This window comes from Modestobacter sp. L9-4, assembly GCF_019112525.1.
Lineage (GTDB): Bacteria > Actinomycetota > Actinomycetes > Mycobacteriales > Geodermatophilaceae > Modestobacter.
Window position 1 is genome coordinate 2395613 of the sequence record NZ_CP077800.1, and the last position, 25972, is coordinate 2421584.

26 protein-coding genes are annotated in these 25972 nt (G+C 76.1%); 8 read left to right on the plus strand and 18 right to left on the minus strand.

Annotation, left to right across the window (positions count from 1 at the left end; genetic code table 11):
* Positions 1-9: 9 nt before the first annotated feature.
* Entirely contained in the window at positions 10-1143 is a 1134-nt protein-coding gene (gene alc, locus KUM42_RS11290) for an allantoicase (RefSeq protein WP_237492306.1), read from the plus strand.
* 75 nt (positions 1144-1218) lie between these two features.
* Here alc and KUM42_RS11295 read toward each other — a convergent pair whose 3' ends face one another.
* Genes KUM42_RS11295 through KUM42_RS11310 form a run of 4 tightly spaced genes read right to left on the minus strand, consistent with a single transcriptional unit; the run spans position 1219 to position 5335 of the window.
* Positions 1219-1587, minus strand: a complete 369-nt coding sequence (locus KUM42_RS11295) for a VOC family protein (RefSeq protein WP_237492307.1) — start codon at positions 1585-1587, stop codon at positions 1219-1221.
* Between the two features lie 21 nt (positions 1588-1608).
* The gene (pucD, locus tag KUM42_RS11300; RefSeq protein ID WP_237492308.1) at positions 1609-3954 is read right to left on the minus strand and encodes a xanthine dehydrogenase subunit D; all 2346 of its coding nucleotides are present in this window, start codon (positions 3952-3954) and stop codon (positions 1609-1611) included.
* A complete protein-coding gene (locus KUM42_RS11305; protein WP_237492309.1) occupies positions 3954-4502 on the minus strand; it encodes a (2Fe-2S)-binding protein in 549 nt (182 codons plus the stop codon). Before KUM42_RS11305 ends, pucD begins: the two co-directional genes overlap by 1 nt.
* Positions 4499-5335 (minus strand): xanthine dehydrogenase family protein subunit M, encoded by an 837-nt coding sequence (locus tag KUM42_RS11310; protein WP_237492310.1) that lies wholly within the window; start codon positions 5333-5335, stop codon positions 4499-4501. Before KUM42_RS11310 ends, KUM42_RS11305 begins: the two co-directional genes overlap by 4 nt.
* A gap of 105 nt (positions 5336-5440) precedes the next feature.
* Between KUM42_RS11310 and KUM42_RS11315 the strand changes: the two genes are divergently transcribed.
* Positions 5441-6811: an 8-oxoguanine deaminase gene (locus tag KUM42_RS11315; protein WP_237492311.1), complete on the plus strand. Its 1371-nt coding sequence runs from the start codon at positions 5441-5443 to the stop codon at positions 6809-6811.
* Between the two features lie 277 nt (positions 6812-7088).
* On the opposite strand, the gene KUM42_RS11320 is transcribed toward KUM42_RS11315, so the two are convergent.
* Positions 7089-7976 (minus strand): LysR family transcriptional regulator, encoded by an 888-nt coding sequence (locus tag KUM42_RS11320; protein WP_237492312.1) that lies wholly within the window; start codon positions 7974-7976, stop codon positions 7089-7091.
* A gap of 113 nt (positions 7977-8089) precedes the next feature.
* On the opposite strand from KUM42_RS11320, the gene KUM42_RS11325 reads away from it, so the two are divergent.
* Complete coding sequence (locus KUM42_RS11325) at positions 8090-8944, plus strand: DMT family transporter (protein WP_237492313.1); 855 nt, start codon at positions 8090-8092, stop codon at positions 8942-8944.
* Positions 8945-8950: 6 nt separating this feature from the next.
* Here the strand turns inward: KUM42_RS11325 and KUM42_RS11330 are convergent, their stop codons facing one another.
* Complete coding sequence (locus KUM42_RS11330) at positions 8951-9901, minus strand: DMT family transporter (RefSeq protein WP_237492314.1); 951 nt, start codon at positions 9899-9901, stop codon at positions 8951-8953.
* 74 nt (positions 9902-9975) lie between these two features.
* On the opposite strand from KUM42_RS11330, the gene KUM42_RS11335 reads away from it, so the two are divergent.
* The gene (locus KUM42_RS11335; RefSeq protein ID WP_237492315.1) at positions 9976-10515 is read left to right on the plus strand and encodes a CGNR zinc finger domain-containing protein; all 540 of its coding nucleotides are present in this window, start codon (positions 9976-9978) and stop codon (positions 10513-10515) included.
* A gap of 77 nt (positions 10516-10592) precedes the next feature.
* Here the strand turns inward: KUM42_RS11335 and KUM42_RS11340 are convergent, their stop codons facing one another.
* Complete coding sequence (locus tag KUM42_RS11340) at positions 10593-10994, minus strand: universal stress protein (RefSeq protein ID WP_237492318.1); 402 nt, start codon at positions 10992-10994, stop codon at positions 10593-10595.
* Between the two features lie 110 nt (positions 10995-11104).
* Between KUM42_RS11340 and KUM42_RS11345 the strand changes: the two genes are divergently transcribed.
* Positions 11105-11875, plus strand: coding sequence for an SDR family oxidoreductase (locus KUM42_RS11345; protein WP_237492321.1), 771 nt, complete (start codon positions 11105-11107; stop codon positions 11873-11875).
* Between the two features lie 195 nt (positions 11876-12070).
* Here the strand turns inward: KUM42_RS11345 and KUM42_RS11350 are convergent, their stop codons facing one another.
* The 5 genes from KUM42_RS11350 to egtE form a co-directional block, all read right to left on the minus strand.
* Positions 12071-12763 (minus strand): anti-sigma factor, encoded by a 693-nt coding sequence (locus tag KUM42_RS11350; protein ID WP_237492322.1) that lies wholly within the window; start codon positions 12761-12763, stop codon positions 12071-12073.
* Entirely contained in the window at positions 12744-13382 is a 639-nt protein-coding gene (locus KUM42_RS11355) for an RNA polymerase sigma factor (RefSeq protein ID WP_237492324.1), read from the minus strand. The genes KUM42_RS11350 and KUM42_RS11355 overlap by 20 nt, the downstream gene beginning before the upstream one ends.
* On the minus strand, positions 13379-14047 hold the full coding sequence (locus KUM42_RS11360) for a class F sortase (RefSeq protein ID WP_237492327.1): 669 nt from the start codon (positions 14045-14047) through the stop codon (positions 13379-13381). Before KUM42_RS11360 ends, KUM42_RS11355 begins: the two co-directional genes overlap by 4 nt.
* A gap of 24 nt (positions 14048-14071) precedes the next feature.
* On the minus strand, positions 14072-14893 hold the full coding sequence (locus KUM42_RS11365; protein ID WP_237492328.1) for a DUF4397 domain-containing protein: 822 nt from the start codon (positions 14891-14893) through the stop codon (positions 14072-14074).
* A 208-nt stretch (positions 14894-15101) separates the two neighbouring features.
* Positions 15102-16244, minus strand: coding sequence for an ergothioneine biosynthesis PLP-dependent enzyme EgtE (gene egtE / locus KUM42_RS11370; protein WP_237492330.1), 1143 nt, complete (start codon positions 16242-16244; stop codon positions 15102-15104).
* A 138-nt stretch (positions 16245-16382) separates the two neighbouring features.
* Between egtE and KUM42_RS11375 the strand changes: the two genes are divergently transcribed.
* Both KUM42_RS11375 and KUM42_RS11380 read left to right on the plus strand, forming a co-directional pair.
* Positions 16383-17342, plus strand: a complete 960-nt coding sequence (locus KUM42_RS11375) for an anti-sigma factor RsbA family regulatory protein (RefSeq protein WP_237492332.1) — start codon at positions 16383-16385, stop codon at positions 17340-17342.
* Between the two features lies 1 nt (position 17343).
* Positions 17344-17823, plus strand: coding sequence for a DUF309 domain-containing protein (locus KUM42_RS11380; protein WP_237492334.1), 480 nt, complete (start codon positions 17344-17346; stop codon positions 17821-17823).
* A gap of 9 nt (positions 17824-17832) precedes the next feature.
* On the opposite strand, the gene yidC is transcribed toward KUM42_RS11380, so the two are convergent.
* Entirely contained in the window at positions 17833-18618 is a 786-nt protein-coding gene (gene yidC, locus KUM42_RS11385; protein WP_237492336.1) for a membrane protein insertase YidC, read from the minus strand.
* Positions 18619-18759: 141 nt separating this feature from the next.
* Complete coding sequence (locus KUM42_RS11390) at positions 18760-19044, minus strand: DUF6412 domain-containing protein (RefSeq protein WP_237492338.1); 285 nt, start codon at positions 19042-19044, stop codon at positions 18760-18762.
* Positions 19045-19179: 135 nt separating this feature from the next.
* Here KUM42_RS11390 and KUM42_RS11395 point away from each other — a divergent pair, with 135 nt between their 5' ends.
* On the plus strand, positions 19180-20049 hold the full coding sequence (locus tag KUM42_RS11395; RefSeq protein WP_237492340.1) for an Fpg/Nei family DNA glycosylase: 870 nt from the start codon (positions 19180-19182) through the stop codon (positions 20047-20049).
* 42 nt (positions 20050-20091) lie between these two features.
* On the opposite strand, the gene KUM42_RS11400 is transcribed toward KUM42_RS11395, so the two are convergent.
* The 4 genes from KUM42_RS11400 to KUM42_RS11415 form a co-directional block, all read right to left on the minus strand.
* The gene (locus tag KUM42_RS11400; RefSeq protein WP_237492341.1) at positions 20092-21216 is read right to left on the minus strand and encodes a hypothetical protein; all 1125 of its coding nucleotides are present in this window, start codon (positions 21214-21216) and stop codon (positions 20092-20094) included.
* Positions 21217-21359: 143 nt separating this feature from the next.
* The gene (locus KUM42_RS11405) at positions 21360-22553 is read right to left on the minus strand and encodes an MBL fold metallo-hydrolase (protein WP_237492343.1); all 1194 of its coding nucleotides are present in this window, start codon (positions 22551-22553) and stop codon (positions 21360-21362) included.
* 137 nt (positions 22554-22690) lie between these two features.
* Entirely contained in the window at positions 22691-25150 is a 2460-nt protein-coding gene (locus tag KUM42_RS11410) for an ABC transporter permease (protein WP_237492344.1), read from the minus strand.
* Positions 25151-25155: 5 nt separating this feature from the next.
* Complete coding sequence (locus KUM42_RS11415; protein WP_370629360.1) at positions 25156-25911, minus strand: ABC transporter ATP-binding protein; 756 nt, start codon at positions 25909-25911, stop codon at positions 25156-25158.
* Positions 25912-25972: the final 61 nt, after the last annotated feature.

Below are 25972 nucleotides of genomic sequence, written 5' to 3' on the forward strand. Positions count from 1 at the left end.
TGGAGAGCGATGAGACACGCTGAGCTCAGCCCCGCGTTCGTGCACCTGCCCGACCTCGCCCGCCGTGACCTCGGCGGTGCGGTGGTGGCCGCCAACGACGAGTTCTTCGCCGCCCGGGAGAACCTGGTGCTCCCGCACCCGGCCGTCGCGCGCACCGAGTTCGGCCACAAGGGCAAGGAGTACGACGGCTGGGAGACCCGCCGCCGGCGCACCGCGGGCCACGACTGGGCGATCGTGAGGCTCGGCGCCCCGGGGATCGTGGCCGGCGTCGTCGTCGACACCGCCTTCTTCACCGGCAACTTCCCGGCCCAAGCGTCGGTCGAGGGCGCCGCGGTCGAGGGCCACCCCTCGGTCGAGGAGCTCACCCGGGCCGACTGGCAGCCGCTCGTGCCGCTGTCGGACCTCGCCGGTGACACCGCGAACAGCTTCGCCGTCCACTCCGACCGGCGGGTGACGCACGTGCGGCTGACCATCCACCCGGACGGCGGCGTCGCGCGGCTGCGGGTGCACGGCACCGTCGTCCCGGACCCGCGGCTGGTCGACGCCGGCCCGTTCGACCTGGCGGCGCTGGAGAACGGCGGGCAGGTCACCGGGGTCAGCAACGCCCACTACGGCAGCCCGCTGCAGCTGATCGGCCGCGGACTGGCCCGCTCGATGGGCGAGGGCTGGGAGAACGCCCGCCGCCGCGGCCCCGGCAACGACTGGGTCGACGTCGCGCTGGCCTGCGAGGGCGTCATCACCCTGGCCGAGCTGGACACCTCGTGGTTCCTCGGCAACGCGCCCGGCACCGCCTCGCTCACCGGCCGCACCGCCGACGGCACCGAGGTCGAGCTGCTGCCGCGCACCCGGCTGCAGCCCGACACCCGGCACCAGTTCGTCCTCGACGGGACGACGGGCGTGAGCTCGGTGCGGCTGGACGTCTTCCCCGACGGCGGCATGGCCCGGTTGCGGCTCTGGGGCCGTCCCACCGTCGCCGGCCGCGCCGCGCTGGGACGGCGCTGGTTCGACGCGCTGCCCGACGTCCAGGCGCTGCAGGTGCTGGGCACCCTCGGCATCGACCCCTCCGAGGCCGGCCGCCTCATCGGCGCCCGCCCGCTGGGCACCGACGTCCCCGACGCCCTGCGCCCCCTCCTCGGCACCTGACCCGCCCGGGGGCGGGAGTGGCCGCTCCCGCCCCCGGGTCACGGGGTCGTCCCAGGGACGACGTCCCCGGGGCGGTCAGCTGCCGGAGAGGTCTGTGTACAGGCCCAGGCGGTTGCCCCACGGGTCGTCGAGGTCGCACCAGGAGACGACGCCGGGCACCGACTCGGCCACCGAGACCTCGACCCCCGAGGCGAGCAGCGCATCCCGGGTCCCGGGCAGGTCGCGGACGGCGAAGCGCAGCCGGGCGCGCAGGGGCTGCGGTGCCGCCACGCCCGCCACCTGCAGCCAGGTCTCCTGACCGGGGACGACGGCCCACTCGAGCAGGCCCTCGTCCGGCTCCAGCTCGGGCGGCCGGCCGAACAGCGCCGTGTAGAAGGCGCGGGCGGCCGCGAGGTCGCCGACCTGCAGCTCGAAGGTCATCCCGTACGGCGCGATCCCGCTCATGGCCCGAGCCTCCTCAGCCGGTCAACCGCCGGCCGGGGCGCCCTCCTCGGCCATCGTGCCGGGAGCGTCGTGCGGCTCCTCGTCGACCACAGGGCCGCGCGGGCGGTCGGGGTCGGCCGCGCGCGGCGTCGTCCAGGTGACGGTCGGGGCCTGCCCGATGCCCAGGGCGATGTGCTCGGGCCTGATCGGCACCGCGGGCAGCGGCAGCCCGGTCGCGGCACGGACGGCGGCGGCGACCACCGGCACCGCGGTCACGAGCGGCGGCTCCCCGACGCCCTTCCAGCCATGCGGCATGCCCGGTTCGGGGTCGGTGACGTAGGTGGAGACGATCTCGGGGGCGTCGACGATCGTGGGGATCAGGTAGTCCTGGAGGTCCGGGTTGGTGATCAGCCCGCCGACGACCACCACCTCCTCCATCAGCGCCAGCCCCATGCCCTGCACGATGCCGCCCTCGATCTGGCCGAGCAGCTGCGTGGGGTTCACGACCGTGCCGACGTCCTGGCACGAGGCGATCTGGACGACGCTGACCAGCCCGAGCTCGACGTCGACGTCGACCACCGCCCGCTGCGCGGAGAAGCCGAACGCCACGTACATGCCGCCCGCGCCCGAGCCGAGCGGGTGGGTGGCCGGGTGCTGGAAGTGCTCGGTGGCCCGGAACGTCTGACCGGGTGCCGCCGTGGCGACGGGCCCCAGCGGCCGACCGGCGGCACAGACCACGCCGTCGGCGACCGTCAGGGTGGCGGCGTCCAGGCCGTGTGCGCGGGCGACCCGGCCGAGCATCCGGTCGCGGACGGCGAGGCAGGCGCGGTGCACTGCCGTCCCGGAGGCCATGGTCTGCCGGGAGGCGCTGGTCGACCCGGCGGAGGCGACCAGGGTGTCGGGCTGGACGACGTCGACGCTGGTGGCGCCGAGCACGGTGCGGGCGACCTGCTCGGCGACGGTGACGAAGCCCTGGCCGACCTCGGCGCAGGCGGTGTGCACCGTGGCGTGCCCGTCGCGCAGGCTCACCTCGGCGGTGGACTCGTCCACGTGGCCCTCGCTGAAGGCCAGGTTCTTGATCGAGACGGCCCAGCCGACGCCGCGGCGCACCTCCCCGCCGCCGGACCGCCCGACCCCGCCCGGCGGTTTGGCCGGGCCGCTGGGCAGCGGGACCGCGCGCAGCCCCTCGATGACCTCGCGGACGGGGGTGGGGGCGTCGAAGCGCTGCCCGAAGGTGGCCACGTCGCCGCGCTGCAGGGCGTTGGTCAGCCGGATCTCCACCGGGTCGATGCCCAGGGCGGCGGCGAGCGCGTCCAGCTGCGCCTCGTGCGCGAAGGCCGCCTGCGGGACGCCGAACCCGCGCATCGCCCCGCAGCTGGGGTTGTTGGTGCGCACCGACCAGCCCTCGAACCGGCCGTTGTCCACGCGGTAGGGGCCCTGCAGCAAGGTGACGGTGTTGGTGATGACCACCGGGGAGGTGCTGGCGTAGGCGCCGCCGTCGAGCAGCACCCGGCCCTCGACGCTGACGATCCGCCCGTCGGCGTCCGCGGAGTGCCGCAGCCAGATGGTGCCCGGGTGCCGCTGCCGGTGGGCGAGGAAGGACTCCTCCCGGGTGTACTCGATCTTCACCGGACGGCCGGTGGCCAGCGCCAGCAGGCAGGCGTGCACCTGCAGGGTCACGTCCTCGCGGCCGCCGAACGCGCCGCCGACGCCGGCGAGGGACACGTGCACCTTCTCCGGCGGCAGGCCGGTCGCCCAGCCGATCTGCCTCTGGTCCGAGTGCAGCCACTGGGTCGCCACCTCGATCGCCACCCCGCCGTCCGGGGTGGGCCGGGCCAGGCCGGCCTCCGGTGCGAGGAAGGCGGGGTCCTGCATGCCGATCCGGTAGGTGTTCTCCACCGTGACCACGCCGCGGGCGTCGGGGTCGCCGCAGCTGTAGGAGACGTGCCGGTAGACGTTGCCGTCTGGGTGGACGGAGGCAGCGGTCAGTGACAGCTGCGGGTCGGTGAGCGCCGGCAGCACCTCGTAGTCGACCTCGACCGCGCGGGCGGCCCGGCGGGCGGTGGCGGCGTCGACCGCGGCCACGACCGCCACCGGCTCCCCGGCGTACCGCACGACGCCGTCGGCGAGCACCGGCTCGTCGCGCAGCACCAGCCCGAACTGCCGGTCACCCGGCACGTCGTCGCAGGTGAGGACGGCGTGCACGCCGTCCATCGCCCGGGCCGCTGCGGTGTCGAGCCGGAGGATGCGGGCGTGCGGGTGCGGCGACCGCAGCGTGACCCCGACGAGCATCCCGTCCGCGGTGAGGTCGCCGGCGTAGGAGAACTCGCCGCGCACCTTCGCCGGCCCGTCCGGCCGCCGGACCGAGCTGCCGATCCCGCCGTCCATCAGGCGTCACCGCGGCGGGTGCGGGCAGCGGTCTCCACCGCGGCGACGATCCGGCCGTAGCCGGTGCAGCGGCAGAGGTTGCCGTAGAGGGCGGCCTCGATCTCGGTGCGTGTCGGGTCGGGGTTGGTGTCCAGCAGCTCGGTCGCGGCGGTGACGAACCCGGACGTGCAGATGCCGCACTGCACGGCGCCCTCGGCGAGGAAGGCCTCCTGGACGTCGGACAGCGCGCCGTCCGGGCCGCCGATCGAGGCGATGGTCTCCACGGTGCCCCCGGCGGCGGTCGCGGCGGGCACCAGGCAGGAGCACAGCACGTGCCCGCCGTCGCCGAGGTCGGCCTTCACCGCGCAGGCGCCGCACCGGCCGTGCGCGCAGCCGGTCTTGGGGCCCCGGACGCCGAGCCGGTCGCGCAGCACGGTCAGCAGCGACTCGTCCCAGCGGGCGGTGACCTCGTGCGCCGTCCCGTCGACGGTGAGGGCGAACGTGACGGAGGAGTCCGGTCCGTCGGTGCCCCCGGCGACCTCCGGTCGGGGGTCCTCGACGGCGGTCACGAGCCCAGCCCCGCGTCGACGGCCGCCCGGGTGACCAGCCGGACGGCGAGCACCCCGAGGGCGTGCCGGCGGTAGTCGGCCGAGGCGACCGCGTCCTCCGGTGGGTCGACCGCGGCGGCGACCGTGGACCGCAGGTCGTCGGCGGTCGCCTGGCCGTCGAGCAGGGCGGTCGCGGCGGTGTCGACGGCGTCCGAGCGCAACGGGATGGGGCCGGCGTTGCCGAACGCCAGCCGGGCGACGCCGTCCCGGGAGACGACCGCCGCGCTGACGGTGGCGACGAACTGGGCGTTGCGCCGGCCGACCTTGGCGTAGTCGGCGAACCCGACGTGCGCCGGCAGCCGGACGGCGGTCAGCAGCTCCCCCTCGCGCAGCCCGGTGACGCCGGGCGCGGTGACGAAGCCGTCGAAGGGGACGACGCGGGTGCCGGCGGCCGAGGTCAGCTCGAGGGTGGCGCCGCCGGCCAGCAGCGTGGGCAGCAGGTTGCGGTAGGGGAGCGCGCTCACCACGTTGCCGCCGATCGTGGCCTCGGTGCGCACCAGCGGCGTGCCCAGCGACGACGCGGCCGCGCGCAGGCCGCCGTCCGGTGCGGTGGTGAGCGCGGCGACCGGGGTGCCGGCGCCGATGACCAGGTCGCCGCCGTCGGTCGTCGTCCCGCGCAGGGCCGCGACGCGGCGCAGGGAGAGGAAGCCGGCCGCCGTCCGGTTCCGCCAGAGCAGGTCGGGCATCACCTCGGTGCCGCCGGCGACGACGACCGCCTCCGGGCGCTCGGCGCGGGCGGCCAGCGCCTCGGCGAGGGTCTCGGGCAGGACGAACCGGGGAGCTTCCAGCAGCACGTACGACCTCGACTTCCGACGGGGACGGCCACGCTAACCGCGGAGTGTTACGAATCGGGACCTGTCGGTGCGCTGCCGGACACAAACGGTCGGCAGGATGCCGCCGTGACCGCTGACCTGCTCGTGCACGACGCCGAGCTGATCGCCACCGTGGACGACGCCCGCCGGGAGATCGCCGGGGGGTGGGTCGCGGTCACCGACGGGGTGGTCAGCGGCCTGGGCGGACCGGGCGACCCGCAGCCCGACGCCGTCCGGCGGATCGACGCCCGCGGTTGCCTGGTCACGCCGGGGCTGGTCAACACGCACCACCACCTGTACCAGAACCTGACCCGCGCCTACGCGCCCGCGCTGACCGGCGGGCTGTTCGAGTGGCTGGTGACGCTCTACCCGCTGTGGGCGCGGCTGGACGAGGAGGCGGCCCACGTCAGCGCGTACGTGGGGCTGGCCGAGCTGGCGCTGTCGGGCTGCACGACCTCGACCGACCACTCCTACGTGCACCCGCGCGGCGCCGGCGACCTGATCAGCGCCGAGGTGGCCGCGGCCCGCGAGCTCGGCGTCCGGTTCCACCCCACGCGGGGCTCGATGTCGCTGTCGGTCAAGGACGGTGGCTTGCCACCGGACTCCGTCGTCCAGGACGACGACGAGATCCTGGCCGACTCGCAGCGGCTGGTCGAGCTGCACCACGACCGGTCGGCGACGGCGATGACCCGGATCGCGCTGGCGCCGTGCTCGCCGTTCAGCGTCTCGACGGAGCTGATGGCCCGTACCGCGGAGCTCGCCGAGACCCTCGACGTCCGGCTGCACACCCACCTGGCCGAGACCCAGGACGAGGACGCGTTCTGCCTGGCCACCTTCGGCCGGCGGCCGGTCGACTACCTGGCCGACGTCGGCTGGATGACCTCGCGGACCTGGCTGGCGCACGTGGTCTGGCCCTCTGAGTCAGAGATCGTGCGGCTGGGGGCGGCGGGGGTCGGGGCGGCGCACTGCCCGTCGTCGAACATGATCCTGGGCAGCGGTCTCGCCCCGGTCGCCGAGCTGCGGGCGGCGGGCGCCCCGGTCGGGCTGGGCGTGGACGGCTCGGCATCGGCGGACTCCGCGTCGCTGTGGCTGGAGGCCCGGACGGCGATGCTGCAGGGCAAGCTGCGGCACGGCGCGGCCGCGATGTCGGCGCGGGACGCCCTGGAGATCGCCACCCGCGGCGGGGCGGCGTGCCTCGGGCGGACGGGCGAGATCGGGCAGCTCTCGGTCGGGGCGTGCGGCGACCTGGCGGTCTGGTCACTGGAGGGAGTGCGGTTCGCCGGTGCGTTGTCGGACCCGGTCGAGGCGTGGCTGCGGTGCGGGCCGGTGTCGGCACAGGAGACCGTCGTCGGCGGGCGGGTGGTGGTCGAGGGTGGCGTCGTGGCGCACCCGGGGCTGGACGAGCAGCTCGCCGTGCACCGGCGGGTGTCGGCGCGCATGCAGGCCGCGCTGGACTGACGGTGGGGTCCAGGCAGGCCGTGGCACGGTGGCCGACGTGATGCGGTGGTGGCGGCGGGAGCGGGACCGTCCGCGCTGGCCGGCCGTCACACCGCCGACGGTGCCGCCGGGCGGCCCTCCGGAGTTTGACTGCCGGCAGTGCGGTCACCCGGAGGCCGCGCACCCGGCTCCTGGGTCGACGACGCTGTTCGCCTGCGCGGCCTGCATTCGGGAGGAGGACCACGACCAGCGGAGCGAGGACCAGATGTGCCGCCTGCCCAGGTCCTGATGGGCCGGGTCAGCTGTCGGTGAGGTGGTCCGCGGCCGAGGTGAGGGCGGCGAGCACCGTCCGGACCGAGCTGCGTAGGGCGCGTTCGGGGCGAACGAGGGCGTCGATGTGCCGGGCGAGTCCCATCCCGCGCACCGGGCGCAGCACGACGCCGGGCACCGACGGCGCGGTGTACCTGGGCATCAGTGCCAGGCCGGCGCCCGCGGACACCAGGCTCGCGGCGACGGTCAGGTCGTTGATCCGGTGCGCGATCGTCATCGGCCGCCCGGCCGCGGCGGCGATCGCCTCGAGCGGGGCGAGCAGCGGGAACCCCTCGTGCACCGCGACCCACGGCTCGGCGACGACCTGCTCGGCGATGACGCTCTCCTGCCGGGCCAGGGCATGACCCACCGGGACGGCGACGTCCAGCGGTTCGTGCAGCAGTGGCGTCACCGCGATCGTCGTCGGCCACGGTGGGCTGGAGTCGAGCCGGTGCGCCAGCACGACGTCGTGGTCGGCGCACAGTGCCGGGAAGCGGGACTGCGACACGTCGTGCTCGGCGCACTCGACCGGCGGGCTGCCGGCCTGCAGCAGCGCCGGGAAGAACGCGGTGGCCGCGCTGGAGAAGGCGGCGACGCGTACGGTGCCGCGCGGGTCGTCCAGGAACGCGTCGACGGCGAGCTCCGCGCGGGCCAGGGCGGTGGCCACCTCGGTGGCGGCGTCGGCCAGCGCGCGGCCGGCGTCGGTGAGCACCAGGCTGCGGCCGCGGCGCTGGGTGAGAGCCACGGGCACGCCCCGCTGCAGGACGGCCAGCTGCTGGGAGACCGCCGACGGGGTGATGAACAGCGCCTGCGCCACCGCGGTCACGCTGCCCCGGTCCCCGAGCTCGCGGAGGATCGACAGCTGGCGCACGTCCATGAAGCGACGCTACATCGGAGGTTGAGCAACTGGTCGTTGTTCTTCAGGGACGGTGACTGCAGGGTCGAGGCGTGCGAGCAACGGGGCGGGACCGGGCGACGGACGCCGTCCTCATGGGAGTGGCCCTCGTCTGGGGCAGCAGCTACCTGGTGGCCAAGGACCTCACCGTCGCCGCACCCGTGCTGGTGGTGCTCGCGCTGCGCTACGTCCTCTCCGCGGCCGCGTTAGGGGTCGTGTGCCGGCGGGCCCGCGGGCGGGTGCCGCGCGGGCGCGACCTGGCCGTCGGCGTCCTGCTCGGGTGCACGCAGGCCGCCGTCCTCACGCTGGAGACCTTCGGCGTCGCCGGCACCTCCGCCACCAACGCCGGCCTGATCATCAGCCTGACCGTGGTGTTCACCCCGCTGCTGGACGGTGCGTGGGGGCGCACCGCGCTGCCGGCGCCCTTCTTCGCCGCCACCGCCGTCGCCGTGGTGGGCGTCGGGCTGCTGGTCTCCGGCGACGGCGTCCGGGCGCCCGGGTGGGGCGACGGGCTGATGCTGGTGGCCGCGGCGGTGCGCGCGGTGCACGTCAGCCTCATCGGCCGGCTCACCGCCGACCGCCCGGTCAGCTCGCTGGTGCTGACCACGGTCCAGTCGACGGTCGGCGCGGTGCTCCTGAGCGTTGCCGCGGCACCGCAGCTGGGATCCGTCGTGCACCTGCCCCCGGCCGCGTGGGCGCAGCTGGCGTACCTGGCGCTGGCGTGCACCGTCTTCGCCTTCCTCGCCCAGACCTGGGCCGTCCGGCGCACCTCACCCAGCCGCGCGAGCCTGCTCATGGGCACCGAGCCGCTGTGGGCCGTCGCCGTCGGGGTCAGCATCGGCGGGGAGCGGCTGACCGCGGTCGCCGCCGTCGGTGCGGTCCTGGTCCTCGCCGCCACCTGGTACGGCCAGCGCGTCGAGAGCGCTCACCGCCAGGCCGTGCCGGTCTGAGCCCGGTCAGCCGGCCGGGACGGGGTCGACCGTGGCCGGCTCGTCGGCCGGTCGCTCGCCCAGGCGGACGAGCACGATGCCGGCCAGGACGACGACCCCGCCGAGGAGCTGCACCGGCCCGGGCTGCTGCCCGAGCGCCAGCCAGGCGATCAGCACGGCGAACAGCACCTCGCTGAGTCCCACGAACGAGCTCAGCCGCGAGCCCAGGTGGCGGACGGCGGCGATGCCGGTGGCGTAGGCGAAGGCGGCCGCCAGCAGCGACAGGCCGAGGACCGGCACCAGCCAGCTGGTCGACCGGCCGGCGAAGTCGACGTCGGTGGTGGCCGTCCGCCACGGGACGACGCCGACCAGTGCGGCGACGCCCAGCACGAGCGCGCCGACGGCCAGCCCGGCCCAGGCGCTGACCAGCGGGGGGAGCTGGTCCTCGGCGTGGGCCGACAGCACGAAGTAGGACGCCAGCCCCACGGCGGCCACCAGACCCCACACCACACCGACCGGGTCGATGCGGGCGCCGCTGGCGACGTCGAGCACCAGCACCAGGCCACCGAGCGCGACGATCACCCCGGCGCCGGTGAGCGCGCTGGGCCGCTGGCCGAGCCGCGCCCAGGTCCACAGCACCACGAGCAGGACGCCGGAGTACTCCAGCAGCAGGGCCACGCCCACCGAGAGCCGGGTGACGGCGGAGAAGTAGGCCAGCTGGGGCAGGGCGACGGCGAGGGCCCCGAAGGCCAGGACGGGCCGGACGTTGGCCCGGAGCAGGTGCCACCGACCGTGCAGCTGGAGGACGGCGGGGACGGTCAGCGCCATCGCGGCCAGGCCCATCCGCACGGTCACGGCGGCGCCCGCGCTCCACCCGGCGTCGAGCAGGGCGGTGGCGAAGGAGCCAGCCGTGCCGAAGGCGGCGGCCGACACCACGGCCAGCAGCAGTCCGGTCAGGCCGGTACGGCGGTCGAGCACGGCAGCCACCCCCTCGTCAGGAGTCAAGGGACGTACGCTCCTGATGGCGGGACCGTAGCAGAGTCAGGAGTCACATGCTGTTTGCCCATGACACCGAGGTGGCGCTGGCCGCTGCAGCCGCGCTGGTGAACACCTCGGCGGACGGTCAGGAGCGGTTGCCCGACCCGCCGTCCCTGGTCGAGCTGCTCGACGAGTGGGGGTTCACCGGCAGCCGGGCCGGGGACGCGGCCGAACTGGCCGCGGTGCACCGGCTGCGCACCGTGCTCTCCGGCATCTGGGACACCGACGAGGACGGCGTGGTCGCCGTGGTCAACCGGCTGCTCCGCGACGGGCAGGCGCTGCCGCAGCTCGTCCGGCACGACGGCTGGGGCTACCACGTGCACGCCACCGAGCCGACCGCCTCGCTGGCCGACCGGATGGGCGTGGAGGCGGCGATGGCCCTGGCCGACGTCGTGCGCGCCGGTGCGCTCGACCGGCTGCACCGGTGTGCGGCCGGCGGCTGCAACGACGTGCTGGTCGACCTCACCAAGAACGCCAGCCGCCGGTTCTGCGACACCACCTGCGCCAACCGCGAGCACGCGGCCGCCTACCGCGCCCGCCGCGCCGCCGGCTGACCCGGCGGCGCCGTCGTCAGGCCTGCGGCGTCGCCGTCAGGCGTCCGGAGTCGCCGTCAGGCCTTGCGGATCTGCCGTCAGGCCTCGGGGGCCCGCACGGCGAGGACCGGGCACGGGGCGTCGAGCAGGATCCGCTGCGCGGTGCTGCCCAGCAGCATCTTGCCGACCGGGGAGCGGCGGTGGATGCCCACGACGACCAGCTCGGCGGAGACCTCCTCGACCACCCCGAGGATGACCTCGGCGGCGCGCGCGGTGCCGACGTCCAGGTGCCGGATCTCGTGCGGCACGCCGTCGGCGGTGAGCTTGGCGTCCAGGGCGTCGATGTCGCGCTCGTCGGCGGCGGTCGGGCGCACGTAGCCGCTGCCGTCGACGGCGTTGACGACGATCACGTTCGTCCCCCGCCACTGCGCCTGGCGCGCGGCCTCCGTGACGGCCAGGTAGCCCGTCGCATCCGGCACGTATCCCACGACCACGCTCACGACAGCGACCTCTTCCTGTTCGGCGGGGCCGAGCACCCCAGGTCATCGTAGGGTCCACCAGCGGTCGGCGGCGCTGCGCCGACCGCGTGCGACGAGCCGGGGGTGCTGTGGTGACCGTGGGGATGTTCGACGTCAGCGGCTCCACCGCCCTGGTGACCGGCTCCAGCCGGGGCATCGGCCGCGCGCTCGCCGCCGGGCTGCTGGACGCGGGGTGCACCGTCGTCCTCAACGGCCGGGACGCCGACCGGCTCGAGCGGACCCGCGCCGAGCTCGCCGGCGGTGCGCCGGACCGGGTGGTCGCCGTCCCGTTCGACGTCACCGACCCGGTGGCCGTGCGCGCGGGCGTCGCCCGGATCGAGGACGAGGTCGGGCCGCTCGACGTCCTGGTCAACAACACCGGCGTGCAGTCGCGGGCCCCGTTCACCGAGGTGACCGACGAGGACTGGTACCGCCTGCTCGACACCAACCTGACCAGCGCGTTCCTCGTCGGCCGTGAGGTGGCTAGACGGATGGTGCCGCGCGGACGCGGCCGGATCGTCAACATCGCCTCGCTGCAGAGCGAGGTCACCCGCCCCGGCATCACGCCGTACGCCGCCACCAAGGGCGCGATCAAGATGCTCACCAAGGGCATGTGCGCCGACCTCGCCGGCAGCGGGATCGGTGTCAACGCGATCGGCCCCGGCTACATCGAGACCGAGCTGACCGCGCCGCTGGTGGCCGACGAGCAGTTCAGCGCCTGGGTGCGGGCGCACACCCCGGCCGGCCGCTGGGGCCGCGTCGAGGACCTCGTCGGCGCCCTGCTGTTCCTGGTCAGCCCGGCGTCGGCGTTCGTGCACGGTCAGGTGCTCTACGTGGACGGCGGGATGTCCTCGGTGCTCTGAGCGTCGCCCGACCCGCATCGTCTCGACGGTGCGACCGTCCGTGCCGGTCCGAAGCCGCTCGCCCGGTCGGATGGGCAGCACTGTGCAGCGGGTGCCCGGTCCTCGGCTGGAGTGGGCACCCGGCGCACAGTGCCGCGTTCGGGCGTCGCGGGCGGAGTGGGTCCGTCGGCGTCAGCGCGACGTGTCCACTCCGCGTCAGGAGAGCGAGCCGCGGGCGACCGAGACGCCGGAGTGCTGGGGGTCGCCGTCCAGCGGCTCGACCGAGACGTCGACGACCGGGTAGGCGGACAGGTCGAGGCCGTCGGGCAGCGGGACGACGTTGGTGCCCTGGTGGACGACGCCCAGCGGCACCAGCCCGGTCACGTCGGGCCGCAGCAGCCACACCTCGTAGTAGCCGTCGCCCAGCGACGGGGCGTCCAGGTCGACCTCCAGCGAGCGGACGCCGTCGCGGTCGCGCACCTCGGCCCGGCCGGAGGACTCGTCGGCGTCCAGCGGGTCCAGCGTGGTCTCGGCGACCACCGCCCCGGCGTCGTCGCGGGTGAGGGCGACCGCCCCGGTGAGGCCGGCGACGACGGCCGCCGCCGCGGCCACCGCCAGCCAGCGGGTGCGCCGGGAACGCAGCGGGACGACCGGCGCCAGCACCGGCTCGGCGGCGGGGGTGGCGGAGACACCGGTCGCCGCGGCGATCGCGTCCCACACCCGCGGCGGCGGGGGCACCTCGGCGGTCGGGGCGGCCAGCGACGGGACGGCGAGGGCGTCGACCCCGCGCTGCAGGGACGCGACCTCGGCGCGGCACGCGGCGCACCCGGCCAGGTGCGCCGCGTCGGCAGCGGGCAGCGGCTCGCGGAGGGCGGCGAGCGCCAGCTGCTCAGGGCTGCAGTGCTCCACCGTCCACCTCCAACCGGGTCCGCAGGCGCTCGAGGGTGCGCCTGATGTGGCTCTTGACCGTGCCCAGCGGGATGCCGGTGCGGGCCGCGATCTGCTGGTGCGTGAGGTCCTCGAAGAACGCGAGCTCGATGATCCCCCGTTGCGGTTGCCCCAGGCGGTCCAGCTCGCCGAGCAGCAGCACCCGGTCGGCCACGCGGTTGTCGACGCCGTCGGAGGAACCGGGGCGGGAGGCGACGTCGGCGGCCACCGCCTCGGACTGCCGCCGCTGCCGGTCCCGCTTGGCCCACACGTCGGCGATCTTGTGCCGGCAGATGCCCACCAGCCAGGCGGGCAGCGGGCCGGAACCGGGCGTGTAGCCGCTGCGCCCGGTCCAGGCGGCGATGAACGTCTGCTGGGTGACGTCCTCGGCGTCCGGGCCGGGACCGAAGGCGCGCACCGCCATGCCGTGCAGCTGGCCGCCCCAGCGCTCGTAGGCGAGTGCCAGCGCCTGCTCGTCGCCGTCCCGGAACCGCCGGGCGACCTCGTCGTCGTCCGGCGGTTCCGTCGCCCGCCGCAGCGACGTCCGGCCGGTCAGCACGTCCTGACCGTAGAGGTCGTTGCGGTCCTCCAGCGCGGTCACGGCCTCGGCTCGGCGACGACGACGACGTTGTCGCGGTAGCTGCGCAGCTCGGCGTCGAACGGGCCGCCGCAGGTGATGAGCACCAGGCGCGGCGCGCCGGTGCGGGCGAACAGGTCGCCCAGCGGGACGCCGGGCTTGTCGATGGTCTCCCGGCTGGTGACCGTCCACCGGGTGGTGCTGCCGTCGGCGGCCTCGACCACGACCTCGTCGCCGGGCTGGGTCTCCCGCAGTGGTGCCAGCGCGCCCAGGCCCTGCTCGGCGTCGTCCACGTGGCCGGCGACCACCGCTGCGCCCTCGGCGGCGCCCGGGGTGGGGCCGAAGCGGTACCAGCCGACCCGGTCGACGTCCTCGGGCAGCGTCATCTCACCCGCCGGCTCGACGCCGACCGGGTCGACCGGCGCGTCGATCCCGCGGGCGGGCACGGACAGCCGGACCGGCGGGACGACGGCCGGCACCGCGACCGGTGCCGCGGGTCGTGCGGTCACCGCCGGCGCGACGTCCGGTGCGGCGGGGACGGTGGGGGCGGCAGGAGTGCTGGCGGGTGCGGCGAGGGCCGCGGCGACCGGCACCCCCGCCGTCGGCTCGGGCCGGGTCAGCGCCCAGGCGGTCGGGGTGCCGATCGCCAGGGTGAGACCCAGCGCCAGCACGGCGACGGGGGTGCGCACGGTCGTCCTCCGGGTCCGGGTGGGTCAGACCCGGCTGGAGACCACGCGGCGGGCGCCGAGGGCGGCGACGCCCAGGCCCAGCGCGGTCAGCGCGACGACGGGCAGGGGCAGGCCGGCGTCGTCGGTGGCCAGGCCGGCCGAGCCACCGGGGACGCCGGAGGGCGAGGAGTGCAGGCCGGTGAAGGTCTGCACGGCCAGCTCGTAGCCGGCCTCACCCGAACCCCAGGCGTAGACGACGGTCGCGGTGCCCTCGGCCAGGGTCAGGTCGGCCGGGCCGATCGCGACGGTGCTGGTGCCGGCGAGGGCGACGTCGGCGGAGACGGTCCCGGCCGGGACGGTCAGCGACGCCTCCTTCGGGTTCGTCAGCCCCGGGACGACGACCGCGCCACCGGCCCGCACGTCGACGGCGGGAGCGGCGGCGGTGTGGCGGACGGTCAGCCGCGCGTCACCGGCGGCCACCGCGGACAGGTCGTTGACGAAGGGCGTCAGCGTGGGCTTGCCGTCGGCGGTCAGGTGCGCGACCACGGTGGCATTCGCGCCGGCCGGGACGGCGACGTCGTCGGCGGAGATGGCCGGGGAGGCGGTCGCCGGGTCGGCACCGGCCGGGAAGACCTTCAGGTCGTACTCACCGGCGGGGAGCGTCAGCGGGTCGGTGAGCGTGCCGGGCTGGAAGTCCGACAGCAGCTCCTCGCCGTTGGCGTAGACGTCGACCGGGGTGTCCGGCACGGCGTGCAGGACCGAGACCGTGGCCGTGTCGGCGGCCGAGGCGGGCGTGGCGGAGGCGAGGACGAGTGCGAGCGCGCCGGTGGTGCCGGCGACGAGCGCGAGCGGGCGGGTGCGGGTCACGTGAGTGTCCTTCCGAGGGCGGGGCCTCCCGGCTGGGCGGCCTTCCACCCCCTCTTCCGCCGGTGCCCCGCTCCCGGATGCAGCTGTTCCTCAGCGCAGGCACTGGTACCGATGCGTGCGGTACGGCGCCGTGGACGCAGGTACCAACACCTGCGTCCTGCACCAGGACGGCGCAGGACGTAGGTGTTGGTACCTGTGCCTGTCGGCCTCAGGGGGCCAGGGCGGTGGCGAGGGCGTCGAGCTGGTCGAGGGTGGCGTCCAGGTGCGGGGAGACGCGCAGCACGGGGCCGGTCAGCTCGCGCGGTGCCCGTTCCCGGCCCGGCGCGGTGGTGAGCACGCCCAGCTCGGTGCGCAGCCTCGCGGAGACCCCCCGGACGTCGACGCCGTCCGGTGCGGTGAGGGTGGTGATCGCCGTCGGCTCCTCCAGCGGCTCGGCCACCCGCCAGCCGCCGCGGCCGTCGAGCCGCTCGCGGGTGGCCCGGCCCAGCGCCGACAGCCGCTCCCGCACCCGGTCGGGCCCCGCCGCCAGGTGCTCACCGAGCGCCAGGGTCAGCCCGACCCGCCCGGCGACGTGCCCCTCGCCTGACTCGTACCAGCGGGCGTGGTCGACACCCGCGCCGCCGTCGTCGTACCGGCCGGGGTCGGTGACGGGGGTGAGCCGGGCGGTGACCGAGGGCCGCACCACCAGGAAGCCGACGCCGCGCGGTCCGGCCAGCCACTTGCGCGAGGTGCCGTAGGCGGCGTCGGCGCCCAGGTCGCAGTCGACGTGGCCGAGTGCCTGGGCGACGTCGAGCACCAGGGGGACGCCGGCGGCCCGGCAGAGCGCGGCCACCTCGCGGCCGGGCTGGACGACGCCGCGGTGGCTGGCGACCAGGGTCAGGTGCACCAGCGCCGGCGGGTCGGTGCGCAGCAGCCGCGCCACCCCCTCGACGTCCGCCCGGCCCAGGTCGTCGGCCGGCAGGAGCACCGGGACGCACCCGGCGGCCTCGATCGCCGCGACGTTGTGCCAGTACTCACCGGGGAGGACCGCGACCCGGCTGCCGGCCGGCAGCCGCCAGGCGGACAGCAGCGTGCGCACCGCGGACGTGGCGCTCTCGGTGAACGCGACGTCCGCGGCGGCCATCCCGACCAGGCCGGCCAGCACCGAGCGGCCCTGCTGCAGCAGCCCGTCGGCCGCGCCCTGCGCGACGTAGCCGCCGATCTCTGCCTCGTGCCGGGCGTGCCGGGCGACAGCGTCGAGCACCGCCTCGCTCTGCCGGCCGCAGGACGCGCTGTCGAGGTGGACGCCGGCCGCGGCCGGGCGGGCGGCCCGCCAGCGGTCGCCCAGGTCGTCGTGGGGGAGGGGGCTCACCGGCAGCACGTTAGGGCAGGTGCGCACGGCCACACGCCTAGGTGCGCGCTGAACGGGTAGGGAGTCCCTGGCCACGGCTGCCACCACGGCGGCCCAGCACCGGCAGGACGGGGACCAGCGCAGATGGACGGGGCAGCCGTGTCCGGCACACACCGGGCACTGATCGGCGCCTCCGACGCTGCGCTGACCGAGGGCACCACCGCCTTCGTGGAGGCGGGACTCGACCACGGCGAGCCCGTCGTCGTCGCCTGCACCGCGGTGACCGGCGAGCTGCTGCAGAAGGCGCTGGCCGACCACCCCGAGGTGGTCTGGGTCGAGTGGGACGACGTCTACGGCAACGGCCCGGCCGCGGCGATCACCGCCGTCCGCCGGCTGGGCGAGCGGCACCGGGCCGACGGCGTGGCCGTGGTGCGGCTGGTCCTCGAGCCGTTCGCCGACCCCGACCCGGACTCCTGGCGGGAGTGGCAGCGCTACGACGCCGTGCTGGACCACCAGCTCCACGAGGCCGAGCTGCTCGGCGACGACCCGCTGCAGGTGCTCTGCCTGTGCGACACCCGCCGGGTCCCCGAGCCGCTCGTCGAGGCCGCGCGCGCCACCCACCCGTCGCTGCAGGTCGACGGTCAGCAGCAGCCCAACCCCGGCCACGTCGACGCGGAGGCCTACCTGCTCGCGCTGCCGGTGCCGGCCGAGCCGCTGGAGTCCACCGAGCCGCTGGTGAGCGCCGACGGGGTGCGTGACCTGCGCGGCCTGCGCCGTGACCTGTCGGTGCGCGCGTCCGACGCGACGCTGCCGGAGGGGTCCGGTCCGGCGCTGGAGGACTTCCTGCTGGCCGTCGACGAGATGACCACCAACGCGCTGCGCCACGGCCGGCCGCCGGTCGACCTGCGGCTGTGGGCCGGTGAGAAGCGGCTGGTCTGCACCATCACCGACCACGGCGCCGGCCTGCAGGACCCGTTCATCGGCTACGGCCCGGCGCACGGCGCCGACCTGTCCCTGGGCGGCATGGGCCTGTGGCTGGCCCGCCAGCTCTGCGACCACGTGGACATCACGACGGCCGAGGACGGCGTGCGGGTCCGGCTCACCACCGACCTCCCCTGACGTGACCGACCCGCGCCGCGACCGCGACGAGACCGGGCGCGCCCGCAGCGCCCGGCCCCGCGACGCGCTCGGCCGTCCGCTGCCCTACGGCGAACCGGGGGAGCCGCGGGCCCCGGAGGGCGTCGTCCGCACGCCGGCGGACACGCTGCGCGAGGCGCAGGAGCTGCTGGACGCCGGGCGGCCCTTCCACGCCCACGAGGTCCTCGAGGACGCCTGGAAGACCGGTCCGGACGACGAGCGCGACCTGTGGCGCGGCCTGGCCCAGCTCGCCGTCGGGCTGACCCACGCCGCGCGCGGCAACCGGGCCGGTGCGGCCACGCTGCTCGCCCGCGGCGCCCGGTCGCTGGGCACCGCGGGCGAGACCGCCGCCCGGCACGGCGTCGACGACGCCGGGCTGGTGCGCTGGGCCGCCCGGCTGGGCGCGGCCGCCGTCGGTGACACCGCGATGGACCTCACCCCACCGCAGCTGCGCGCCGGCTGACCGGCCGGGTCAGACCGCGGCCGGGGCGACCGGGGGTGGCGCGGGCGGCCCGAGCCGTTGCTGCGCCCACGTGACCAGGCTGTTGATCGTCCAGTAGACGAGGACGCCGATCGGCAGGACGAACCCGGTGAGCAGGAACCCGGCGGGCGCCCCGTAGAGCAGCACCCGCTGCACGGTGGCGGCCTGCCCCGTCGCAGGACCGCTCCGCCGCAGCGCCGCGCGCTGGCCCAGGTACGTGACCGCGCACAGCGCCAGGACCAGGACGGTGCTCACCACCCGGACGTCGCCCAGGGCGGCGAGGTGGCGGGCGGCCTCGCCGCCCGGGCCGTGGCCGGTCCAGGAGGCCGAGATCGGTGCGCCGAAGAGCTCGGCCCGGGCAGCCTGGTCGGTGAGCGCGTCGTCCCAGCCGTAGCGGCCCGGCCGGCCGGGTGCGAGCCGGCGGAGCACGTGGAAGAGGGCGAGGAACACCGGGAGCTGCAGGAGCCCGGGCAGGCAGCCGGCCAGCGGGCTGACGCCCCGCTCGCGCTGGAGCTCCCGCACCGCCAGGGCGAAGCCGGCCCGGTCGCTGCCGTGCCGGCGGCGCAGCTCCTCGACCTCGGGCTGCAGGAGCTGGGCGGCGCGCTGGGACGACTGCTGGCGGAGGACCAGCGGCAGCAGCAGCCCCCGGACGGTGAGCACCAGCAGGACGATCGCCGCCGTCCAGGTGGCCCCACCGGCCGGGTCGAGGACGACGGAGAGCAGGTCGTGCCACCGGGCGAGCACCCAGGCGACGGCGGTGTACAGGGGATCGAGCACGACGACCTCACAGGTCAGGAGGAGCAGCAGGGGGTCCGCGCGCAGCAGCGCAGGCGGACGGGTGACCGCCGCGCCGCAGCAGCGGGGCGGACGGGACGGCACCCTCGGCGACGGCCGGGGCGCAGACGCGCAGGGAGCGGGTCAGCCGGCCTGCGGCGCGCGCGGGCGGATGCGTCCGGGCGCGTTGGGGCTCACCTGGCGGCGGAACACGCCGCGGCGGCAGCGCTCCTCGCGGGCCGGGACGCCGGACGACGGGCCGACCAGGCGCACCTGCGGGACGACCGGGGCCACGCGGGCCAGGACCGTGGCCAGCAGGGTGAGGGCCAGGGTGGTGGTCACGGCAGCGGCGCCCGGGAGCGCGCTGCCGTCGGTGACGAGCGCCAGCAGGGCGCTGACGCCGAGGAGGAGCGACAGGACGTGCGTCACCTGGCCAGCCCCTCCCTCCGGTCGTCGCCGCGAGTGTGGCCCGGCCGCCCCGGGGTCGCAAGACCGCTGCCGGAGGTACCCCGCACGGGGGACGCGCGCAGGACGCCGGGCCGGTTCCGCGTGGATCATGGGTGGATGCCCGAGTTGCCCGAGGTGGAGGCCCTGGCGGCGTTCCTCCGCGAGAACGCCGTCGGCCGTGTGGTCACGCGCGTGGACCTGGCCGCCGTCCAGGCGATCAAGACCTTCGACCCGCCGCTGTCGGCGCTGGCCGGCCTGGAGCTGACCGGCGCCTCGCGGCACGGGAAGTTCCTCGACCTCGACGTCTCCGGTGTCCACCTGGTCGTGCACCTGGCCCGGGCGGGGTGGCTGCACTGGCGGGAGAACCTGCCCACCACGCCGCCCAAGCCGGGCAAGGGCCCGCTGGCGCTGCGGGTGCACCTGGAGCCGGCCGAGGGGGAGCTGCCCTCGGGCTTCGACCTCACCGAGCAGGGCACCCGCAAGGGGCTGGCGGTCTACGTCGTCCGGTCCGCCGCCGAGGTGCCCGGCATCGCCCGGCTCGGCCCCGACGCCCTCGAGCTGGACGCCGAGGCCCTCAGTGCGCTGCTGACCGGCCGGCACACCCAGCTCAAGGGCACGCTCACCGACCAGACCGTGCTCGCCGGCATCGGCAACGCCTACTCCGACGAGATCCTGCACACCGCCAAGCTGTCGCCGTTCAAGTCGGCCGACAAGCTCACCGACGACGAGCTGCTGCGCCTGCACGCCGCGATGCGCGAGACGCTCACCGGGGCGCTGGAGCGTCAGCTCGGCCAGCGGGCCGCCACGCTCAAGGGCGAGAAGCGCGCCGGCCTGCAGGTGCACGCCCGCACCGGCCTGCCCTGCCCGGTGTGCGGGGACACCGTGCGCGAGGTGTCCTTCGCCGACACGTCGCTGCAGTACTGCCCGACCTGCCAGACCGGCGGCAAGCCGCTGGCCGACCGCCGGATGTCCAAGCTCCTGCGCTGATGGAGTGGATCCGTGCCGGTCACCGGCACGGATCCACTCCGCTCAGGCGTCGAAGCCGACGCGGTCGACCTTGCGGTGGTAGCGGGTGCCGAGCAGCCCGCCCAGGACGGCGCCCAGCAGCGTGGCCAGCAGGACGGCGACCAGCGCGATGATCCCGGCCGTGGTGGCGGTGCCCTCGTCGATCGGGATGCGCGGCAGGTCGAGCTGGGCCAGCACGTTGTACTGCGCGCCGAACACCAGACCGGCCAGCGCCAGCAGGACGACGACGACCAGGCCGATCACCCAGACCGCGAGGCCCTGCTTGCCGCCGTCGAAGCGCGCCATCCGCCCGGCCACGTAGCCGCCGGCCAGGTAGGCGAGGAACAGCGCGACCAGCAGCGCGATGCCGGCCCCCAGGCCGATGCCGGAGGTGGCGGAGTCGGCGGCCGCGTCGACCGAGGCGACCTTGTCGGACAGGCCGAAGGCGAGCCCGCCGGCCGACAGCAGCGCGATGAGCAGCACCGCCATGCCGTTGGCCGACAGCCAGCCGAAGAAGGCCGAGCCCCACGAGATGCCGCCGAAGCGCTCCTTCTGGGCGGCGACCACCTGCTTGCGGGCGGCCTCGCCGGTGGGGGCGACGGGGGGCTCGACCGGGTCGGGCACGCGGTGCCGGGCGGTGTCCCCGGTGTCCGGGCCCCCGGCCGGGGCGGGCGCGGCGACGGTGGCCGCGGCGGCCGGTGCGGCGATCGCCGGGAGGGTCGAGTGGCCCGCCGTCGGCGTCGGGTCGACGGCCGGCTGCTGGGCGGTGGTGTCGTCGGAGAGGCCCGCGGCGGGTCGGGCGGACCGCGAGGTGATCGCCTGGGTGGCGTCGGCACCGTGGTCGGTGGCCGGGATCGCCTGGGTGCGCTCGGACGTCGTGCCGTGGTCGGCGGCGGGGATGGCGGCGGTGCGCTCGGACGACGTGCCGTGGTCGGCGGCCGGGATGGCGGCGGTGCGCTCCGACGTCTCCTCGTGGTCACGTCCGGCCGTGCGGTCGACCGGGATCGCGTTGGTCGCGTCCCGGTCGGGGGCCACGATCCGGTTGGTGAGCGCTGATGCCCCGCCGGGGGCGGCGTGGGCGCCGGCCGCCGTGCTCCCCAGGGACTCGGTGGGGGCCGGATCGGACGAGCTGTCGCTGTGCGCTGCCATGGCGTGCCTCCTGGTGACCCGGGCTGGATCGTCGGCAGCCTGGGTGCCCGCTGTGGGGCCCGCCAACCCTCCCGCGCACCGGGATGATCAAGCGCCGCCCGCCCGGACGGGGCGCTGACCTGCTGGTCGGCGCCCCGGACGGCTCAGCGGCGGGGGCTGACCCCGGGTCCGGGACCGGTCCGTCGCACCGACGGCACCGGGTCGCCGCCGTCGTCCTCGGCCGAACCGACCTCGGTCCACCAGTCGTGCAGCGGCGGCGGCGCGAGGACGTCGACCCGCTCGCCGGGCCGGGGGACGACGACCTGCACGTCGTGCGCGGCCGCCGCGACCAGCAGCCGCTGCACCGGCTCGGCCCAGCGGTGGAAGGCCAGGTTGAAGGTGGCCCAGTGGATCGGCATGAGCACCTTGCCGCCGAGGTCGCCGTGCGCGCGCACCGCCTCCTCGGGGTCCATGTGGATGGCGTGCCAGTTGTGGTTGTAGGCCCCGATCGGCTGCAGGGCCAGGTCGAAGGGGCCCAGCCGGGCGCCGATGCCGGCGAAGGCCGGGGTGTAGCCGGTGTCACCGCCGAAGAACACCCGGTGCCGCGGGCCGGCGACCACCCAGGACGACCACAGCGTGGTGTCCCGGGCGAGGAAGCGGCCGGAGAAGTGCCGGGCCTCGGTGCAGGTCAGGGTCAGCCCCGCGACGGTGGTGGCGCCGTCCCAGTCGAGCTCGACGATCCGGTCCTCGGGCACGCCCCAGCCGCGCAGGTGCGCCCCGATGCCGAGCGGGACGACGAAGGGCGCCGTCTGCGTGCGGATCAGGACCCGCACGCTGGGCAGGTCGAGGTGGTCGTAGTGGTCGTGGCTGATCAGCACGGCGTCGACCGGCGGCAGGCTCTCCAGCGGCACCGGCGGCTCGTGCAGCCGGGTGGGGCCGATGGTCGGGGAGGGGGAGACGCGCTCACCCCACACCGGGTCGACCAGCACCCGCCGCCCGTCGACCTCGAGGAGGGCGCTGGAGTGGCCGAACCAGGTGACGGCGAGCTCGCCGGCCTCGGCCGGGAGGTCGCTGTCGACCAGCGGGATCGGGCCGCCGGGCAGCCCCTTGTGCCGCTCCTGGTGCCACTGCCGGAGCAGCCCGTCGCGGGCGTTGGCCGGGCTCATCGCGGGGGTGGGCAGCGAGTTGTGGAACTTGCCCTCGCGGAACTGCGCCGACCCCGTGACGGTCGGGCGCAGCTGGCGGCGGCTGGCGCCCAGCGCGGTGGGGATGCCCCAGGCGGCGCGGGCGACCCAGCTGGCCCCGCCGAGCAGGGCGGCGGTGGCGGTGACGGTGGCGGTGCGACGGAGGAACGGCACGGCACCAGCATCCCCCGGACGGCTGTGGCCCGGCCAGCGCCCCGCGCGTCGGACGTGGCGACGCCCGTGCCCTGCTGCCGGTGGGGCAGGAGGGCACGAGCGTGGCCGACGGCGTCCCCGGGAGGCCGGGGCCCGGGTCAGCCGGCGATGGCGGCCACCGGCGGCGTCATCGCGGCCCGGCGGGCCGGGAGCACCGAGGCCAGCAGCCCGGCCGCCGTCGCGACGACCACGATCGCCGCGATCTGCAGCCACGGGACGCTGATCGCCAGCTCGCCGACGTCCTGCAGTGCCGAGGACACCCCGACCAGGCCGAACACCCCGCCGACCACGACGCCGAGCACCGCGGCGACCCCGGCGACGAGAGCGGCCTCCCAGGCCAGCAGCCCGCGCAGCTGGCCGCGGGTCAGGCCCAGGGCCCGCAGCAGCCCGCTCTCCTGACGCCGCTCGACCACGGAGAGCGCGAGGGTGTTGCCCACCCCGATCAGGGCGATGAGCACAGCGACACCGAGCAGGCCGGTCACGATGAGCAGGAGGACGTCGACGACCTGGTCGATCGCCGCCCGCTCGGCGGCCATGCCGCTGACCCAGGCGTTCGGGACGGCGGTGCCGGCGATGTCGGTGACCTCGTCGACGACGTCGTTCTGGTCGACGTCGTCGGCCAGCCGCAGCCACAGCGTCCCGGCGGCGGCGTCGGGGGACAGCGCCGCCACGTCGGCCGCGGCCATGAGCGGTTCGTCGGTCTCCCCGCTCACCGCGGTCAGCGTGCGCGACCCCCCGGGGCCGCTGAACGTGACGGTCTGGCCGACTGGCACGCCCCACGACTCCTCCGCCCAGCCGGGCAGGACGACGGTGCCCGGCTCGGGCAGCCTCAGCTGCGTGGTGGACCGCAGCACCGGCAGCGCCTGCGCGGCGTCCACGCCCAGCACGGAGTACTCGTCACCCTGCGGGCCGGTGAGGGTGGCGCTGGTCAGCGCCGTCCCGGCGACCACGCCGTCCACCGCCCGCAGCTGGTCCAGGACGCCGGCCGGCAGCGGGTCGCCGTTGCCCTGGACCGTGACGTCGGTGGGGTAGGCGGCGGCCAGCCCGGCCTGCGCCGTGGCCCGGGTCGAGCTCGCGCCCACGACCATGGCGGTGGTGAGGGTGACGCCGATCAGCAGCGCGGTGGCGGTGGCCGCCGTCCGGCGCGGGTTGCGGGTGGCGTTGCCGGCGGCCAGGCGGGCCGGCAGCCCACCGACCCGGCCGACGAGCCGGCCGGCGGCGGCGACGACCGGCGGCACCATCCGCTGGGCGAGCAGCAGGCCGCCGAGGGAGGTGAGCACGACGCCGGGGAAGGCGATGAGCACCTCGTGCACCACGACGCCGAGGGCCATGAGGCCTCCCCCGGGCAGGACCAGCAGCAGCCCGGTGACGAGCCGGGCCACCCCGCCGCGGGAGCGGAGGGGGGTCGGGTCGGTCGGCCGCAGGGCGGCCAGCGGGGCGACCCGGGTGGCGGCCCGGGCCGGGGCCAGCGCGGCGAGCAGCGTGGTCAGCGTGCCGACGGCGAGCCCGGTCAGGACGACGTAGAGGGGCACGGACACCCCCGCCAGCGGGATCGGCGAGTCGGTTCCGACGAACGCCGAGACGCCGGCGGCGAGCCCGACCCCGGCCAGCACCCCGAGGACGGAGGCGGCCAGGCCGGTGACCAGGGCCTCGCCGAGGACGCTGCGGCGGACCTGCTGGGCGGTGGCGCCGACGCAGCGCAGCAGCGCCAGGTCACGGGTGCGCTGGGCCAGCAGGACGGCGAAGGTGTTGGCGATGACCAGCCCGGCGACCAGCACCGCGATACCGGCGAAGAGCAGCAGGCCGGTGGTCAGGAAGTCGGCGTCGCCGGTCAGGTCGTCCACCGCCTTCTGCGCCTGCTGCTCGCCGGTGCGCACCGTCAGCGGCGTCCCGGCCAGTGCGCTGCTGACCGTCGCGGCGACCGTGGCCGGGTCGCTGCCCTCGGCACCGGCGACCCGCAGCTCCTCGGGCTCCCGCGCGCCCCAGGCCACGGCCTGGTCGGCGGTGGCGTAGAGCCGGCCGTAGACGTCGGCGGTGGGGTCCCCGCGCAGGTCGACGATGCCGACCACGGTGACCTCGCTGGTCGACTCCTGGCCGTCCTCGCCGTAGGTGGTGATCGGCAGGACGTCGCCGAGGGCGGCCCCGACGCGCTCGCTGACCGCGGCCTGGCCCGGCCCCGTCGGCAACGCGCCGGCGCTCAGGTGCTGCCAGCGCAGCTGCGGGTCGGCCGCGACCGACTCGACGGACAGGTACTGGGCGCCGGTACGCCCCGGGACGACGGCCGACACGGACGTCTCGTAGCCCGGGTCGACGGCGCGGACGCCGGCCAGTGCGCTGAGGGGGGCGACCTGGCCGGCCAGGCCGCTGCCGTCCGCGGAGGTGACGACGGCGTCGGCGTCGACGTAGCGGGCGCCGGCGGCCTCGCTGACGGTGGCCTTCATCGTCTCGTTGAGCACGAGGGTGGCCACGACGAAGCCGACGGCGATGACGATGGCGAGGGTGGAGGCGACCAGCCGGGGCAGGTGGGCGCGGATGCTGGCGAGGGTGACGGCGCGCATGCCGGTCAGGCCCCGAGTCCGCGGAGGGCGTTGATGATGGAGTCGGTGGTGGGCTGGTGGACCTCACCGGCGAGCCGGCCGTCGGCGAGCAGGACGACGCGGTCGGCGTAGGCGGCCGCGACGGGGTCGTGGGTGACCATGACGACGGTCTGGCCGGTCTCGCGGACGCTGGAGCGCAGCAGGTCCAGCACCTCCGCCCCGGCGCGGGAGTCCAGGTTGCCGGTGGGCTCGTCGGCGAACACGACGTCGGGGCGGGGGAGGAGTGCGCGGGCGACGGCGACGCGCTGCTGCTGCCCACCGGAGAGCTCGTAGGGGCGGTGGGCGAGGCGCTCGCGCAGACCCAGGCGGGCGATGACGGAGTCCATCCAGGCGCGGTCGGGGCGCTGGCCGGCCAGCTGCATCGGCAGCAGCATGTTCTCCTGCGCGTTGAGCACGGGCAGGAGGTTGAAGGACTGGAAGACGAAGCCGATCCGCTCGCGGCGCAGCTTGGTCAGCTGGTCATCGCGCAGCCGGGTGAGCTCGGTGTCACCCAGCCACACCTGCCCGGCGCTGGCGGTGTCCAGGCCGGCCAGGCAGTGCATGAGGGTGGACTTGCCCGAGCCCGAGGGCCCCATGATGGCGGTGAAGGCACCCCGCTCGAAGGCCACGTCGACACCGGCCAGCGCGTGCACGGCGGTCTCACCGGAGCCGTAGGTCTTGCGCAGGTCGGTGGCGCGGACGGCGGCGGTGGACACCGACGCCGGCTCGCCCGGGACGGTCATGACGGGGACGGACACTTCGGCCTCCAAGAGCGGTGATCAGGTCGTGATCACGCTCTCGCCC